The organism is Mycobacterium sp. DBP42, assembly GCF_005924235.1.
GTDB lineage: Bacteria > Actinomycetota > Actinomycetes > Mycobacteriales > Mycobacteriaceae > Mycobacterium > Mycobacterium syngnathidarum.
The window spans coordinates 460253-475370 of sequence record NZ_VCMY01000001.1 but is presented as its reverse complement, the minus strand read 5'-3'; the positions used below and the strand labels follow the sequence as shown (position 1 = coordinate 475370).

Sequence of the window (15118 nt, the reverse complement as noted above, 5' to 3'; positions counted from 1 at the left end):
TTCGTGAACCGATGGAGACCCTATGCAACGACCCAACCGCCGCCGGGCTGCCGGTGCCGCCGCGACCACGTTGACTGCGTGCTCACTGTTCGCCGCTGCGACCCTGCCCGCCTCCGCGCTGACCGTGACGTTCATCCGGCACGCCGAGTCGCAGGGCAACGCCTCGGGGTACATCGACACCAGCACTCCCGGGCCGCACCTGACCAACGACGACGTGAACCAGAACGGTGGCGCGACCGGCGTGCAGCAGGCGCAGGCCTGGGCCGATGCGCAGTCGGCCGACGCGTTCGACGCGCTCTACGCCTCGACCATGATCCGCACCCAGGAGACCGCCGCACCGTTCGCCACCAAGAGCGGGTTGCCGGTCACGGTGCTGGGCGCCTACGACCCGGACAATCCGCAGCAGAACTCCGGTGTGCAGGAGATCAGCGCCGGCATCTTCGAAGGCCTGCCCGAAGGCGAAGGCATCGGCCGCATCGGCTACATCCTCGCCCCGTTGGCCTGGACCATGGGCCTGCAGTTCGTCCCGATCCCCGGCGGCGAGAACGGCCTCGAGTTCAACGAGCGTGTGACAAATGCCCTCGCCCAGGTCGAGTCGGACACCGAAGACACCAACGGCGACGGCGATCTCGACGCCGCGGTGTTCTCGCACGGCGCCACGATCATGATGTGGACGATGATGAACGTCGACAACCCGAACCTGTTGTTGATCGTGCAGCATCCGTTGAACAACACCGACACGGTCGTCGTAGAGAAGAATGACGACGGTAGCTGGACCCTCAAGGAATGGGCCGGCCAAGAAGTCGGTCCCGCCGACTACCCCACCCAGATGTTCGTCAACGTCCGTGATCTCATCGTGGCGCCGCAGAAGGCGGTCTACGACATGCGCCTGCCGGTCCTCTCCATGGATCCGGAGGCCATCGTCACCACCGGGGCGCAGGGCCTCCAGAACGTGGCACAGGCCGGGGTCAAGTTCGTGACGGACTCGGTGACCGACACTGTCAACGCCATCACCGGCATCCCGGGTTCACTGGACCAGCGGTCATCGCAGGTGTCCAAGGTCAGCACCCTCAACGCCGCCGCCGACAGCGCTACCCCGGCAACGGGCGATCTCGCCGAAAACGCCAAGACCGCAACCGAAGATGCCAAGACCTCCGTTGAAAAGGTCACCGAGGATGCCGCGTCGACAGTCGAGAAGGTGAGCGAGCCGGTACAGGCCAAGATCGCCAACGCTCGCACCGTCAACGGTGCCACCAAGCTGACCGACGGCAACAAGGCGGAGCCGGGTAAGGCTGCCTCCGCGGTTCGCGAACGGGTCAACCGTGCCGCCGACGATGTGCGCAGTGGGATCGAATCCTCGGCCAAGCAGGCTCGCGAGACCGTCAAGAAACTCACCGGTGCAGATAAGGACAGCAAGGCCGCCAAGTCGGACAACAAGGCGGGCAAGTCAAAGGCCAAAGACGCCGCGTGAAATAAGCAGCAGGACAAGGTAATACCAACCGGGTCGGTCCCCCTCCTCGTGCGAGGAGGGGGATTGAGCCGTACCTGCCGTCCCTCAACAGGCCGGTAGCAGAATCACGGTTTCTGTCAACTTTCTTCCCGCACAACGGGATAACTGCTCAATCCCACAGCGAGTGGTCAGACAATTGATCTGGCCGGCCAGCGAACTGTCACCGGCAGGTCACGTGAAATCGGTACAGCCGCAATGGAGGAAGCATATGAACCGCCGCAGAGGTGACGCGCCGGCGTCACGCTATCGAAGTCTCCTAGGGGGTGTCGCCCTGGCCTTCCTCGCATTCTTCCTGGCGATGCCCGTCGCCCATGCCGCCGAGGTCATGCGGGTGACGTTTGTGCGTCACGCACAGTCGGAGGGCAACGCCTCGGGCCTGATCGACACCACGACCCCGGGGCCGGTGCTCACGCCCCTGGGCCAACAGCAGGCCCAGGCCGTCGCCGACAAACTCGGTGACAACAACTATGACGCAATCTATGCCTCGACGATGGTGCGCACTCAGTTGACCGCCGCACCGATGTCGCAGCGCCTGGGCCTCCCGATTCAGGTGCTGCCCGGCCTCCAGGAGATCGAGGCCGGTGTCTTCGAGGGCACGCCGGAGGCGAATGCTGCCAGCGGGTACGGGCTGTATCCGATCGCGTGGGCGCTGCCGGGCGCCATCCCGCAGATCCCGTTCGACAAGAGCACGAACATGCCAGGCACCAACCTCAACGGCTACGTCTTCGACGAACGGGTCAGGGGCGCGCTGCAGACCATGTACGACAACGGTGACCGCAACGCCGTGGTGTTCTCGCACGGCGGGACCATCATGTTCTGGACGTTGATGAACGTCAACAACCTCACCGTGATGGAAAAGCTCCAACTACTGCAGACAGCACAGCTGCACAACACCGATTACGTCGTCATCGAGGGCAACAACGAGGACGGTTGGACCCTGGTGAACTGGAACGGCAAGCAGTTCAGCCCTGAACCGACCTTCGAGCACGAGGTGAAACTCCAGTTCCGGACGTTGTCCCGTCAACTGGCCGCCGCCGCCGATCAGGTCAAGGAGGCCTTCAAGACCGGCGACTTCGTGACCATTGCGACGGCGATCAACCGCAGCGTGGCCGACGCGTCTTTCTCCATCACCAAGTTCAGCCGGGCGGTGAATGCCGAGATCATCAAGCGGACCACCAAGGCGGTCCCGACCAGCACCGAGGACCTGCAGGAGAAGGTGTCCACCGAAGTGGAGAACATCAAGGCCGCGGTGGACGTGAGCAAGGAGAGCATCGAGCAGAAGGCCGCCTCCACCCCGGAGTCGTCCTCGGTCACAACCAAACTGGCCGACAAGACGGTGGCCGACAGCGGTGCGAAGTCGAAGCTCAAGACTGCCGTCGACAGCATCGTCAAGCCCCGCGGCGCTACCGACCTGTCCGACGGCAACAAGGCGCTTCCGGGCGTGACGAAGTCGCTCAGCCATAGCGGCGAGAAGGTTCAGACCGCCGTCAAGGACGCCGCCGATCAGGTGTCGTCGTCGCTGAAGAAGTTCGGCGATACCGTCAAGAAGGCGACCGGACAGACCAAAAAGGCCGCCGCCAACAGCCATGGTGCGGACAACGACACCGCCAAAAACAAGGACGCCGCCTAACCGGTCGGAATTATCCCAAAGGTGCCCCAGACCAGCCGGTCTGGGGCACCTTTTCCTTCGCATCAATAACGCGTCCCAAACATCGAGACATCTGCTCAATGCATTGCGTTTCGGCCGTACGCTCATTTCGCTCCACCTGTACACAACGATTGGAGAAACGCAGCAAAATGAGTGATTTCAGACGCTCGGGCATCCGAGCGACGATTGCTGGCATAGGAATGCTTTTCCTGGCATTCCTCTTGGCCATTCCGGTCGCCCACGCCGCGGAAGTCATGCGCATCACGTTCATCCGCCACGGCGAATCGACCGCCAACGCGGCCAACGTCGCCGACTCCTCGGTGCCCGGCCCCGTACTCACCGAAAAAGGTCGTCAACAGGCCCGAGACATTGTAAAGGTGCTGGGCGACAACAATTACGACGCGATCTACGCTTCGACGATGGTCCGGACCCAACTCACTGCCGCGCCGATGGCCGAGTATCTAGGACTTCCGATCCAGGTCATTCCCGGCCTTCAGGAAATCGAGGCGGGAATTTACGAAGGCACCCCCGAATCGGACGCCATCAACGGATATCTGCAGGCGCCGCTGAAATGGCTGCAGGGCGACCTGGACGCCCGGATTCCCGGCTCCATCAACGGCCGAGAATTCGATGCCCGCATGGATGGTGCAATCCAGACGATGTACGACAACGGAGACCGGAATGTCGCGGCATTCTCGCACGGCGGCGCCATCATGTTCTGGGTTTTCCTGAATGCAGAAAATGCAGACCCGATGTGGCTGATGACCAACCCGCTGCGAAATACCGGCTACGTGGTGGTCGAAGGCAACCCCGAGGACGGCTGGCGCGTCGTCAACTGGAACGGCACCGAGGTGGGGCCAGAGACACCCTTCCGGGTCGAGGCCCTGCGCCAGGTGCGGACGCTGTCCAGGCAGCTCAATGCCGCGGCTTCGCAGGTGGCAGATGCCTTCGCCACACGGGATCCGGGCACCATCGCCACGGCGATCAATCGGAGCATCGCCGACGCGAGCTTCTCGGTGACCAAATTCAACCGGGCGATCGGCGCCGAGATCATCGACCGGGTCAGCAAGGCAATCCCGAAGAACGAGAACGAGTCCCGCGACGCGGTGACATCGGGCATCGAGAGCGTCCAACGTGTCGGGACTGTCGAGAGCGTGAAGACGGCCCTGGACAACACCGCCGGCGTGACCGAGCCCGCCGAGGATGCAAAGCCTGTAAAGGTTGCGCAGGGCACGGCAACCGACACCCGGCCAGCATCTGACGCTAAGCCGACGGTGACCAAATTGCAGCCCAAGCTCAATACCCGCTCTGGTGCAACGGATCTCAGCGACGGAAACAAGGCGGTCCCCGGCCTCAAGAAGTCCGTGACCGATTCCCGCGAGCGCGTGCGGGCAGCCGTCGAGGACACCCGCGATCAGATCTCGTCCTCGGTGCGCAACATCAAGGATGCGGTCAAGAAGGCCACACCCAAGCCGAGCGAGAAGGACGCCGCCTAACCCGAGCAGACACAAAACTGGCCCCTTTTCGCGTGAAAAGGGGCCAGTTTGGTGTCTGCTCGCGGGAGAGACCTCGCGGGAGAAACTAGGCGCCGTAGACCGGAACCGCGGGGCGGGCCTGGGCCAGGAGGTCCTTGACGACCGGGCCGAGCTCGGCGGGTTCCCACTTGGCGCCCTTGTCGATCTGGGGACCGTGAGCCCAGCCTTCGGCGATACGGATCTTGCCGCCCTCGATCTCGAACATCTTGCCGGTCACGTCTTTTGACTCGACACTGCCCAGCCACACCACCAGCGGAGAGATGTTCTCGGCCGCCATGGCGTCAAAGGCCTGGTCCTGAGTGGCCATCATGTCGGCGAAGACGGTCTCGGTCATCCGCGTGCGCGCCGAGGGGGCAATGCCGTTGACGGTGACGCCGTAGCGACCCATCTCGGCGGCGGCCACCAGGGTCAGCGCGGCAATGCCGGCCTTGGAAGCGCTGTACGTGGCCTGTCCGACACTGCCCTGCAGACCGGCGCCGGAGCTGGTGTTGATGATGCGGGCATCAACCGTCTCACCGGCCTTGGACTTGGCCCGCCAGTAAGCGGCGGCGTGCTTCATCGTGGCGAAATGGCCCTTGAGGTGCACGGCGGTGACGGCGTCGAATTCTTCTTCGGTGGCGTTGGCGAACATCCGGTCACGCACGATGCCGGCGTTGTTGACCAGCACGTCGAGGGTGCCGAACGCGTCGACGGCATTCTGGATCAACGCCTCGGCCTGCGCCCAGTCAGCGACGTTGGAGCCGTTGGCGACTGCCTCACCACCGGCGGCGATGATCTCGTCGACCACATTCTGCGCGGCACTGCCACCGCCGGCCGGCGAACCGTCCAGGCCGACCCCGATGTCGTTGACCACGACGCGGGCTCCTTCGGCAGCGAACGCGAGCGCGTGCTCACGCCCGATACCGCCACCGGCACCCGTCACGATGACCACGCGGCCGTCGAGCAATCCCATTGTGATGTCTCCTTTTTCGAGTTACTTGATGTCGGCAGTTGTGGTGGACAGGTAATGCGGCGGCTCCCCGCCACCGTGCACTTCCAACGATGCACCGCTGATATAGGACGCGGCCGCAGACGACAAAAATGCTGTGGCCCAGCCGATATCGGCGGGCTTGGCCAACCGTCCGAGCGGAACATTGCGGGAGATCGCGGCGATGGAGTCGGCGTCACCGTAGAACAGTTCGGACTGCTCGGTCTCGACCATTCCGACCACCACCGAGTTCACCCGCACCTTCGGCGCCCACTCGACGGCCAGCGTCGAGGTGAGGTTGTCGATGCCGGCCTTCGCTGCTCCGTACGCAGCCGTCCCGGGGGTGGGCCGGTGCCCACTGACGCTCGAGATGTTGACGATCGAACCGCCAGAGTCCTGCTTCTGCATCACCGCATTGGCATGCGTGGCCACCGACAGCGCACCGATCAGGTTGAGTTCGATGATCTTGGTGCTGAACTTCGCCGACGCGTCGGCGGCGAGCACGTACGGTGAGCCACCGGCGTTGTTGACGACCACATCCAGGCGCCCGTGCTTCTCGACGATGCTTTCGATGAGCGACTTCACCGAGTCGTCATCCCTTATGTCGCAGCTGTGGAATTCGTAGGGCAGCCCCTCGACCGGACGGCGCGCGCAGGTCACCACGGTGGCGCCCTGACCGGCAAAAACCCCGCTGATTCCAGCGCCGACCCCGCGCACTCCACCGGTCACCAGGACCACCTTGCCGGTCAAACCCAAATTGATGGCGCCGGCTTCTGGCGTAACTGTCACTGTGCTAGCGTACCAAGCAAGTGCTTGCTTAGGTAGCGACCCCTTCAGGAAGTGGATTGATGACGATCACCACCAAGACAGTCGAACCGGGCATCGTCTCGGTCACCGTCAACTACCCGCCCGTCAACGCCATCCCGTCAGCCGGCTGGTTCGAACTCGGCGATGCCATCACCGCGGCCGGCCGCGATCGCAGCACCCACGTGGTGATCCTGCGGGCCGAGGGCCGTGGCTTCAACGCCGGTGTGGACATCAAGGAAATGCAGAACACCGAGGGCTTCACCGCGCTCATCGACGCCAACCGTGGCTGCTACCACGCGTTCAAGTCCGTCTACGAGTGCGAGGTCCCTGTCGTCGCCGCCGTCAACGGCTTCTGCGTCGGAGGCGGCATCGGCCTCGTCGGCAACGCCGACGTGATCGTGGCCTCCGACGACGCCAAGTTCGGCCTGCCCGAGGTGGAGCGCGGCGCGCTCGGTGCCGCCACCCACCTGTCCCGCCTGGTCCCCCAGCACCTGATGCGCAGGCTGTTCTTCACCGCCGCAACCGTTCCCGCCGAGACTCTGCACCACTTCGGTTCGGTGCACGAGGTGGTCCCGCGCGAGGAACTCGACGAGGCCGCGCTGCGCGTCGCCCGCGACATCGCCAGCAAGGACACCCGGGTGATCCGGGCGGCCAAGGAAGCGCTGAACTTCATCGACGTCCAGCCGGTCAACGCGCGATACCGCATGGAGCAGGGCTTCACCTTCGAGCTCAACCTGTCCGGCGTGTCCGACGAGCACCGCGACGCCTTCGCCGGAACTGACAAGGGGTCAAAATGACAGACAAGAGAACAACTCTCGACGAGGCGGTCGCCTCGATCGAAAGCGGCATGACGATCGGCATCGGCGGCTGGGGTTCACGGCGCAAGCCGATGGCCTTCGTCCGCGCCCTGCTGCGCACCGACGTCAAAGACCTGACCGTGGTGACCTACGGTGGCCCGGACCTGGGTCTGTTGTGCTCGGCCGGCAAGGTCAAGCGCGTCTACTACGGCTTCGTGTCGCTGGACTCACCGCCGTTCTACGACCCGTGGTTCGCCAAGGCCCGCACCAGTGGCGCGATCGAGGCCCGCGAGATGGACGAAGGCATGCTGCGCTGCGGCCTGCAAGCCGCGGCCCAGCGGCTGCCGTTCCTGCCGATCCGTGCCGGCCTCGGTAGCGACGTCCGCACGTTCTGGGGCGACGAGCTCAAGACCGTGAAGTCTCCGTACGAGACCGACGGCGCCTACGAGGAGCTCATCGCGATGCCCGCGCTGAACCTCGACGCCGCCTTCGTGCACATGAATCTCGGTGATGCCCAGGGCAATGCGGCCTACACCGGTATCGACCCGTACTTCGACGACTTGTTCCTAATGGCAGCTACGCGGCGCATCCTTTCCGTGGAGCGCGTGGTGTCCACCGAGGAACTGGTGAAGGCCGTCCCGACGCAGGCCCTGCTGATCAACCGGATGATGGTCGACTCGGTGGTCGAGGCCCCGAACGGCGCCCACTTCACCACCAACGAGCCCGATTACCGGCGCGACGAGAAGTTCCAGCGCCACTATGCAGAGGCCGCCGGTTCCGACGAGACCTGGGCCGAGTTCGTCAAGACGTACCTGTCCGGTGGCGAGGCCGACTACCAGGCCGCGGTCCGGAAATTCAAGGAAGATCAGGAGGCCGCCAAGTGATTGCCGTGACCCGCGCTGAGGTGTGCGCCGTCGCCTGCGCCGAACTGTTCCGCGACGCCGGCGAGATCATGGCCAGCCCGATGACCACCGTCGTCCAGATCGGTGCCCGGCTGGCCCGGCTGACCTTCTCCCCCGACATCGTGCTGACCGACGGTGAGGCCCGGATCCTGGCCGACACCCCGGCGATCGGCGCCCCGTTCACCATCGAGGGCTGGATGCCGTTCAACCGCGTCTTCGAGACCCTGGCCTGGGGCAAGCGCCACGTGGTGATGGGCGCCAACCAGATCGACCGCTACGGCAACCAGAACCTTTCGGCGTTCGGCCCGATCCAGCACCCGACCCGCCAGATGTTCGGCGTCCGCGGCGCACCCGGCAACAGCATCAACCACACCACCAGCTACTTCGTCGGCAACCACTCCAAGCGGGTGTTCTGTGAGTCGGTGGACATCGTCTCCGGAATCGGTTGGGACAAGGTGGATCCGGACAACCCCGCCTACCGGTTCGCCAACATCTACCGCGTGGTGTCCAACCTGGGCGTGTTCGACTTCAACGGCCCCGACCACCAGATGCGCGCGGTGTCGCTGCACCCCGGCGTCGAGGCTCAGCAGGTGGCCGACAACACCTCGTTCGAGGTACACGGCCTGCAGGAGGCCGAGACCACCCGGCTGGCCACCGACGAGGAGCTCAAGCTGCTGCGTGAGGTCATCGATCCGAAGTCGTTGCGCGACAAAGAGGTCAAGGTCTAGACAATGGGCAAGCTCAAAACTCCGCTGACCGAGCTGGTCGGTATCGAGCATCCCGTCGTGCAGACCGGAATGGGCTGGGTGGCCGGTGCACGTCTGGTCGCCGCAACCTCCAACGCCGGCGGGCTCGGCATCCTCGCATCGGCGACGATGACGCTCGAGGAACTGCAGACCGCCGTCACCAAGGTCAAGGCCGCGACCGACAAACCCTTCGGCATCAACATGCGTGCCGACGCGGGAGATGCCGGTGCGCGCGTCGACCTCCTGATCCGCGAAGGAGTCAAAGTCGCCTCCTTCGCTCTAGCTCCCAAGCCTGAGCTGATCGCCAAGCTGAAAGACGCCGGGGTCGTGGTGATCCCGTCGGTCGGTGCGGCCAAGCACGCCAAGAAGGTGGCCGGATGGGGCGCCGACGCGGTGATCGTGCAGGGCGGGGAGGGCGGCGGGCATACCGGCCCGGTCGCCACCACGCTGCTGCTGCCCTCGGTGCTCGACGCCGTCAAGGACACCGGCATGCCGGTGATCGCCGCGGGCGGTTTCTTCGACGGCCGCGGCCTGGCCGCCGCGCTGTCCTACGGTGCGGCGGGCGTGGCGATGGGAACCCGGTTCCTGTTGACCTCGGATTCCACCGTGCCCGATGCGGTCAAGCAGCGTTATCTGCAGGCCGCGCTGGACGGCACTGTGGTGTCCACCCGAGTGGACGGCATGCCGCACCGGGTGCTGCGCACCGGTCTGGTGGAGAAGCTGGAGAGCGGTTCGCGGGCACGTGGCTTCGCCGCGGCGGTCGGCAATGCCCAGAAGTTCAAGAAGCTCTCGGGTATGACGTGGCTGTCGATGGTCAAAGACGGTCTGGCCATGCGGCACGGCAAAGAGCTCACCTGGTCGCAGGTGGTGATGGCGGCCAACACCCCGATGCTGCTCAAGGCCGGTCTGGTCGAGGGCAACACCGACGCCGGTGTGCTGGCCTCCGGTCAGGTGGCCGGGATCATCAGCGATCTGCCGTCCTGCGCTGAACTGGTCGAAACGATCGTCGACGAGGCCGTCACGCACCTCAAAGCCGCCGCCGACCTGGTGCAGTAGCTGCTCACCGGAGCAGCGCAGTGCCCAGCCGGCGGCACCGCAGCAACCGGCCATTTTGTCTTCTCGGCACATACGGCGGCCGATTTTTCGTCCGTTGAGACCATCGCCACAGCCGGACCCACTTCGTAATCTCGGTCACGAACGCAACGCCGACCCCTTTGAGCAGTTGCGAACCAAAGCCGCCTACGAAAGTGAGTCCTGCATGTCTGTCCTCGGCTTCTTCTCCCTGTTCTTCATCGGCCTGTTCCCGGTACTGATCCCGGCCGCCACCTCCACCGCGCGGGCGATCTCGGGCTGGCGCCGTCGCCGTCCGGCCGCTGCTCAGTAGCTGCCGGCACGCGCGGCCCGGCACAGTGGGTGCATGGACATCCGCCTCGTCGGGCATCCGGTGGTCAGGCGGGTCGCCGACGGCCTGCACGCCTTCAACAGCAGGCACCCGTGGAGTCACAACGACCATTTCCACGGTTGGATCCTGGCCAACCTGCCCGCACAGCGCCGGACGGCGATCGACGTCGGGTGCGGGCAGGGCGGTTTGGTGGCACGACTGGCTGCTCAGTTCACCCACGTCATCGGCACAGACGCCGACGCGGCCATGCGTGCCGCTGCGAGCCGACGATGCGCCGGCCTGGCCAACGTCACCATCGACGACAGCCAACTGGGCCAGCTCGTCGACGGAACCGTCGACCTGATCACGATGGTGGCGGTGCTGCACCACCTCGACGCCGAACAGGCGCTGCTGGACGTCAAGAGACTCCTGGCCCCCGGCGGGCGGTTCCTGGTTGTCGGCCTGGCGGCCCCGGTGTCGATCCGGGATACCGCATGGGATTTCGCCTCGGCGGCGACCAACCCGCTCATCGGCTTGATCAAGCATCCACGCCCGGTGTCCGGCGGTGCTGTGGCACCGCCGTTTCCGGTTCGCGATCCGCAGCTCAGCTTCGATCAGCTGCATGCGCTCGTCCAAGGCGTCATGCCGGGCGCCCAGATGCGCCGTCGCCTGGCGTTCCGCCACACCATCAGCTGGACGAATCCCGCCCGTCCCTGACCGTCGATATGTTTGCCGCCTAGGTCACCACGGTCCAACGGCGATCGGGTTCGTCCCGTTGCTTCCCGGCCAGGAAGGCCGCCGGGAAGTCGGTGAACCATCGACGTGTCACGGCCGGAGCGTCCGACGGATGCATTGTTACCGGGGTGAAAAATCATCGCGCCCTGCCCGGGCACGCCCGGTGCGATCCCGATGCTCCCCCAAACTCGGAACCGGCCGAAATTTCTGCCGTAATCGCAGGTGACACCCGCAATTGCGGTGGCCCTCGCCAATCGCTGTATGACTACCGCGTTCCCGCGAAATAACTTGTGCGTTAACGCAATTTCACACCGGTGCGCACCCCCTGGTGCGTTCTTTTGACGGCCTCCGCGACGCCCTTACGCTCAGAAGTCAACAGCTGGGAGGGACGGATCGTGGTCGATTCACATGCAGGCGGTACACCACCTGCCGATGCTTTGCTGCGGCTGGGTAGGTACTTCCACCGCGGTGAGATCTCCGACGATCAGCGCACTCTGCACAAGATCGGCGGCCGCTCGGCTGACGAGTTCTATCGGGACCGCTGGGCGCACGACAAAGTGGTGCGGTCGACCCACGGCGTGAACTGCACCGGATCCTGCTCCTGGAAGATCTATGTCAAGGACGGTGTGATCACCTGGGAGTCGCAGCAGACCGACTATCCGTCGGTCGGCGCCGACAAGCCCGAGTACGAGCCGCGCGGGTGCCCCCGCGGTGCCTCGTTCTCCTGGTACACGTATTCGCCTGCCCGCGTTCGCTATCCGTACGTGCGCGGGATTCTGCTGGAGTACTACCGCGAGGCCAAGGAACGCTTGAAGGACCCCGTACTGGCCTGGGCCGACATCGTCGAGGATCCGGAGAAATCGAAGCGGTACAAATCGGCCCGCGGCAAGGGCGGATTCGTCCGCGCCGAATGGTGGGAGGCCGCCGAGATCGCGGCCGCCGCCCACGTCCACACCGTCAAGAAGTACGGGCCGGACCGCGTGGCCGGCTTCTCACCGATCCCGGCGATGTCGATGGTCAGCCACGCCGTGGGAGCCCGGTTCATCTCGCTGCTCGGTGGGTCGATGCTGTCGTTCTACGACTGGTATGCCGACCTGCCGGTGGCGTCGCCGCAGGTGTTCGGGGATCAGACCGACGTGCCCGAGTCGGCCGACTGGTTCGATGCGGGCTACCTGATCATGTGGGGCTCCAACGTCCCGGTCACCCGAACCCCGGACGCGCACTACATGACCGAGGCCCGGTACCGCGGCCAGAAGGTGGTCGTGGTGTCACCGGATTACGCCGACAACACCAAGTTCGCCGACGAATGGCTGCCGGCCCGCCCCGGTACCGATGCCGCGCTCGCCATGGCGATGGGCCACGTCATCCTCAAGGAGTTCTTCGTCGAGAAGCAGACGCCGTACTTCACCGAATACGTCAAGAAGTACACCGATCTGCCGTTCCTGGTCACCCTCACCGAACGCGATGGGCGGATGCTGCCCGGAAAGTTCCTCACCGCAGCCGATCTGGGCGGTGAGTATGCCGACACCGAAGCCGCCGAATCGAAAACAGTCCTGCTGGACCAGGCCGGGCGACCCGTGGTGCCGAACGGCTCACTCGGCCACCGATTCACCGCTTCCGGCGAAGGCCACTGGAACCTGGACCTTCACGGTGTCCACCCCATGCTGACCCTGCTCGGCAACCATGACGACACCGCTGCCGTGGCGCTCCCCCGGTTCGACAGCGACAAGCCCGGCGTCCTGGAACGCGGCGTGCCCACCAAAACCATTGCCGGACACCGCGTGACAACGGTGTTCGACCTGATGATGGCGCAATATGGGGTGGGTCGCGACGGGCTGCCCGGGCAGTGGCCGACAGGCTACGACGACGCGTCCGAGCCCTACACCCCCGCGTGGCAGGAAGAGATCACCGGCGTTCCCGCCCAGGCCGCCGAGCGCATCGCCCGCGAATTCGCCGACAACGCCGAACGTTCCAAGGGCCGCTCGATGATCCTCATGGGCGCGGGCACCAACCATTGGTTCCATTCCGACCAGATCTACCGGTCGTTTCTCACGCTGGTCATGCTCACCGGCTGCCAGGGCGTCAACGGCGGCGGCTGGGCGCACTACGTCGGCCAGGAGAAGTGCCGGCCGGTGACCGGTTGGTCCACACTGGCGTTCGGCCTGGACTGGCAGCGGCCCCCACGACAGATGCAGGGCACGGTGTTCTGGTACCTGGCGACCGATCAATGGCGCTATGACCCGTTCACCTCGGAGGTGATGGCCTCCCCCTTGGCCGAGGGCAAGTTCTCGGGACGCACCGCCGCCGACAACATCGCCCTGGCCAGCCGGCTCGGCTGGATGCCGAGTTACCCCACGTTCAATCGCAATCCGCTGGATCTGGCCGACGAAGCCGCCCGGATGGGCAAGGACGCCGCAGAATACGTGGTGGACGGGCTGAAGTCGGGCCATTTGCAGTTCGCCTGTGAAGACCCTGACGCTCCGGAGAACTTTCCCCGCTGTCTGACGGTATGGCGGTCGAATCTGCTGGGCTCCTCGGCCAAAGGCAACGAATACTTCCTCAAACACCTGCTCGGCACCGACTCCGCAGTCGCCGCCCGCGACGAGGACGGCATTCGGCCCCAAGAGGTTCGCTGGCGCGACGAGGCGCCCGCCGGCAAGCTGGATCTCCTTCTGTCCCTGGATTTCCGCAACACCAGCACGACCCTGTTCTCCGACATCGTGCTGCCCGCGGCCACCTGGTACGAGAAGCACGACTTGTCCAGCACCGACATGCACCCGTTCGTGCACGCGTTCTCGCCGGCCATCTCACCGCCGTGGGAGACGAAGACCGATTTCGAGGCGTTCCACCGCATCGCCCGCGGCTTCTCGTGGCTGGCCGAAAAACACCTGGGCAAGCGCAAGGACATTGTGGCGATGCCGCTGCAGCACGACAGCGCCGATGCCACCGCGCAGCCCGGCGGTCACGTGCTGGACTGGAAAGCCGGTGAATGCGAGCCGATTCCGGGCAAGACCATGCCGCGGCTGGTCATGGTGGACCGCGACTACCCGGCGATCGCCGAGAAGATGGCCGCGCTGGGACCAATGGTCGAAACCGTCGGCCTCACCACCAAGGGCGTGACCACCCACCCCGAGGCCGAGGTCGAATATCTGCGCGGCGTCAATGGCGCAGTGGTCAGCGGCGTCGCGGTCGGGCGCCCGTCATTGGCCAAGGACACCCACGCCGCCGAGGCCATCCTCGCGTTGTCCGGCACCACGAACGGTCGGCTGGCCGTCGAAGGCTTCGAAGCGCTGGAACGTCGCACCGGAACCGAGCTGGTCGATCTGGCCAAGGAGAGCGAGGGAAAGCGGATCACGTTCGCCGACACGCAGGCCCGGCCGGTCCCGGTCAACACCTCACCGGAATGGTCCGGTTCGGAGACCGGCGGCCGGCGTTACTCCCCCTTCACGATCAACACCGAGCGACTCAAGCCGTGGCACACGCTGACCGGGCGTCAGCACTTCTATCTCGACCACGACTGGATGAGTGAGCTCGGCGAGCAGCTGCCCACGTTCCGGCCACCGCTGGACATGACTGCACTGTTCAACGAACCGGCCGTCGGAGACATGAGCGGCGGGATCACCGTGCGGTATCTCACCCCGCACTCGAAGTGGTCGATTCACTCTGCCTACCAGGACAACCTGTACATGCTCACCCTGTCCCGCGGTGGTCAGTGCATCTGGATGTCGGACGTGGACGCCGCCAAGATCGGGGTCAAGGACAACGACTGGATCGAGTGCACCAACCGCAACGGCGTGGTGAATGCCCGCGCCATCGTCAGCCACCGCATGCCCGAAGGCCTGGTGTTCATGTACCACGCCCAGGACAAGGCGGTCGACGTGCCGCGCACCGAAAAGAACGGCAAACGCGGCGGCATCCACAACGCGCTGACCCGGATCATGATCAAGCCCACCCATCTGATCGGTGGGTACGCGCAGCAGTCCTTCGCCCTGAACTACCACGGGCCCACCGGAAACCAACGCGATGAAGTCACCACGATTCGTCGTCGCTCGCAGGAAGTGGAGTACTAGACGATGACCGGACACGAAGC

Annotated in this window: 12 protein-coding genes; 10 read left to right on the top strand and 2 right to left on the bottom strand. The window is 65.0% G+C overall.

The genetic code is table 11. The annotated features are described in order from the left end of the window. Window positions 1-22 precede the first annotated feature (22 nt). The 3 genes from E0T84_RS02380 (at window position 23) to E0T84_RS02370 (ending at window position 4654) form a co-directional block, all read left to right on the top strand. On the top strand, window positions 23-1471 hold the full coding sequence (locus E0T84_RS02380; RefSeq protein WP_138743654.1) for a histidine phosphatase family protein: 1449 nt from the start codon (window positions 23-25) through the stop codon (window positions 1469-1471). A gap of 247 nt (window positions 1472-1718) precedes the next feature. Continuing rightward, window positions 1719-3140: a histidine phosphatase family protein gene (locus E0T84_RS02375; RefSeq protein ID WP_138743653.1), complete on the top strand. Its 1422-nt coding sequence runs from the start codon at window positions 1719-1721 to the stop codon at window positions 3138-3140. Between the two features lie 149 nt (window positions 3141-3289). After that, window positions 3290-4654 carry a histidine phosphatase family protein gene (locus tag E0T84_RS02370; RefSeq protein WP_249383546.1) on the top strand — a complete coding sequence of 455 codons (1365 nt, stop codon included), beginning with the start codon at window positions 3290-3292 and terminating at the stop codon, window positions 4652-4654. Window positions 4655-4739: 85 nt separating this feature from the next. Here E0T84_RS02370 and E0T84_RS02365 read toward each other — a convergent pair whose 3' ends face one another. Both E0T84_RS02365 and E0T84_RS02360 read right to left on the bottom strand, forming a co-directional pair. Next, window positions 4740-5645: an SDR family oxidoreductase gene (locus tag E0T84_RS02365; RefSeq protein ID WP_138743652.1), complete on the bottom strand. Its 906-nt coding sequence runs from the start codon at window positions 5643-5645 to the stop codon at window positions 4740-4742. A gap of 21 nt (window positions 5646-5666) precedes the next feature. Then, on the bottom strand, window positions 5667-6449 hold the full coding sequence (locus E0T84_RS02360; RefSeq protein ID WP_138743651.1) for an SDR family oxidoreductase: 783 nt from the start codon (window positions 6447-6449) through the stop codon (window positions 5667-5669). Window positions 6450-6508: 59 nt separating this feature from the next. Here E0T84_RS02360 and echA20 point away from each other — a divergent pair, with 59 nt between their 5' ends. The 7 genes from echA20 to E0T84_RS02330 all read left to right on the top strand — a co-directional run bounded on the left by echA20 (window position 6509) and on the right by E0T84_RS02330 (window position 15098). Then, complete coding sequence (gene echA20, locus E0T84_RS02355) at window positions 6509-7264, top strand: (7aS)-7a-methyl-1,5-dioxo-2,3,5,6,7,7a-hexahydro-1H-indene-carboxyl-CoA hydrolase (protein WP_055117843.1); 756 nt, start codon at window positions 6509-6511, stop codon at window positions 7262-7264. Further along, window positions 7261-8148: a cholesterol ring-cleaving hydrolase subunit IpdA gene (gene ipdA, locus E0T84_RS02350; RefSeq protein ID WP_138743650.1), complete on the top strand. Its 888-nt coding sequence runs from the start codon at window positions 7261-7263 to the stop codon at window positions 8146-8148. Before echA20 ends, ipdA begins: the two co-directional genes overlap by 4 nt. Then, entirely contained in the window at window positions 8145-8894 is a 750-nt protein-coding gene (gene ipdB, locus E0T84_RS02345) for a cholesterol ring-cleaving hydrolase subunit IpdB (RefSeq protein WP_138743649.1), read from the top strand. The genes ipdA and ipdB overlap by 4 nt, the downstream gene beginning before the upstream one ends. Before the next feature lie 3 nt (window positions 8895-8897). Next, the gene (gene ipdC, locus E0T84_RS02340) at window positions 8898-9968 is read left to right on the top strand and encodes a (3aS,4S,5R,7aS)-5-hydroxy-7a-methyl-1-oxo-octahydro-1H-indene-4-carboxyl-CoA dehydrogenase (protein WP_070187826.1); all 1071 of its coding nucleotides are present in this window, start codon (window positions 8898-8900) and stop codon (window positions 9966-9968) included. A gap of 202 nt (window positions 9969-10170) precedes the next feature. After that, window positions 10171-10296 (top strand): hypothetical protein, encoded by a 126-nt coding sequence (locus E0T84_RS32560; protein ID WP_255742076.1) that lies wholly within the window; start codon window positions 10171-10173, stop codon window positions 10294-10296. Between the two features lie 33 nt (window positions 10297-10329). After that, window positions 10330-11010, top strand: a complete 681-nt coding sequence (locus E0T84_RS02335) for a bifunctional 2-polyprenyl-6-hydroxyphenol methylase/3-demethylubiquinol 3-O-methyltransferase UbiG (RefSeq protein ID WP_138743648.1) — start codon at window positions 10330-10332, stop codon at window positions 11008-11010. Window positions 11011-11423: 413 nt separating this feature from the next. Next, window positions 11424-15098 (top strand): nitrate reductase subunit alpha, encoded by a 3675-nt coding sequence (locus E0T84_RS02330; protein ID WP_249383545.1) that lies wholly within the window; start codon window positions 11424-11426, stop codon window positions 15096-15098. Window positions 15099-15118: the final 20 nt, after the last annotated feature.

Coding starts and splice junctions, on each gene's coding strand:
- E0T84_RS02380 (WP_138743654.1), top strand. CDS start 23: ATGCAACGACCCAACCGCCGCCGGGCTGCCGGTGCCGCCGCGACCACG.
- E0T84_RS02375 (WP_138743653.1), top strand. CDS start 1,719: ATGAACCGCCGCAGAGGTGACGCGCCGGCGTCACGCTATCGAAGTCTC.
- E0T84_RS02365 (WP_138743652.1), bottom strand. CDS start 5,645: ATGGGATTGCTCGACGGCCGCGTGGTCATCGTGACGGGTGCCGGTGGC.
- echA20 (WP_055117843.1), top strand. CDS start 6,509: ATGACGATCACCACCAAGACAGTCGAACCGGGCATCGTCTCGGTCACC.
- ipdA (WP_138743650.1), top strand. CDS start 7,261: ATGACAGACAAGAGAACAACTCTCGACGAGGCGGTCGCCTCGATCGAA.
- ipdC (WP_070187826.1), top strand. CDS start 8,898: ATGGGCAAGCTCAAAACTCCGCTGACCGAGCTGGTCGGTATCGAGCAT.
- E0T84_RS32560 (WP_255742076.1), top strand. CDS start 10,171: ATGTCTGTCCTCGGCTTCTTCTCCCTGTTCTTCATCGGCCTGTTCCCG.
- E0T84_RS02335 (WP_138743648.1), top strand. CDS start 10,330: ATGGACATCCGCCTCGTCGGGCATCCGGTGGTCAGGCGGGTCGCCGAC.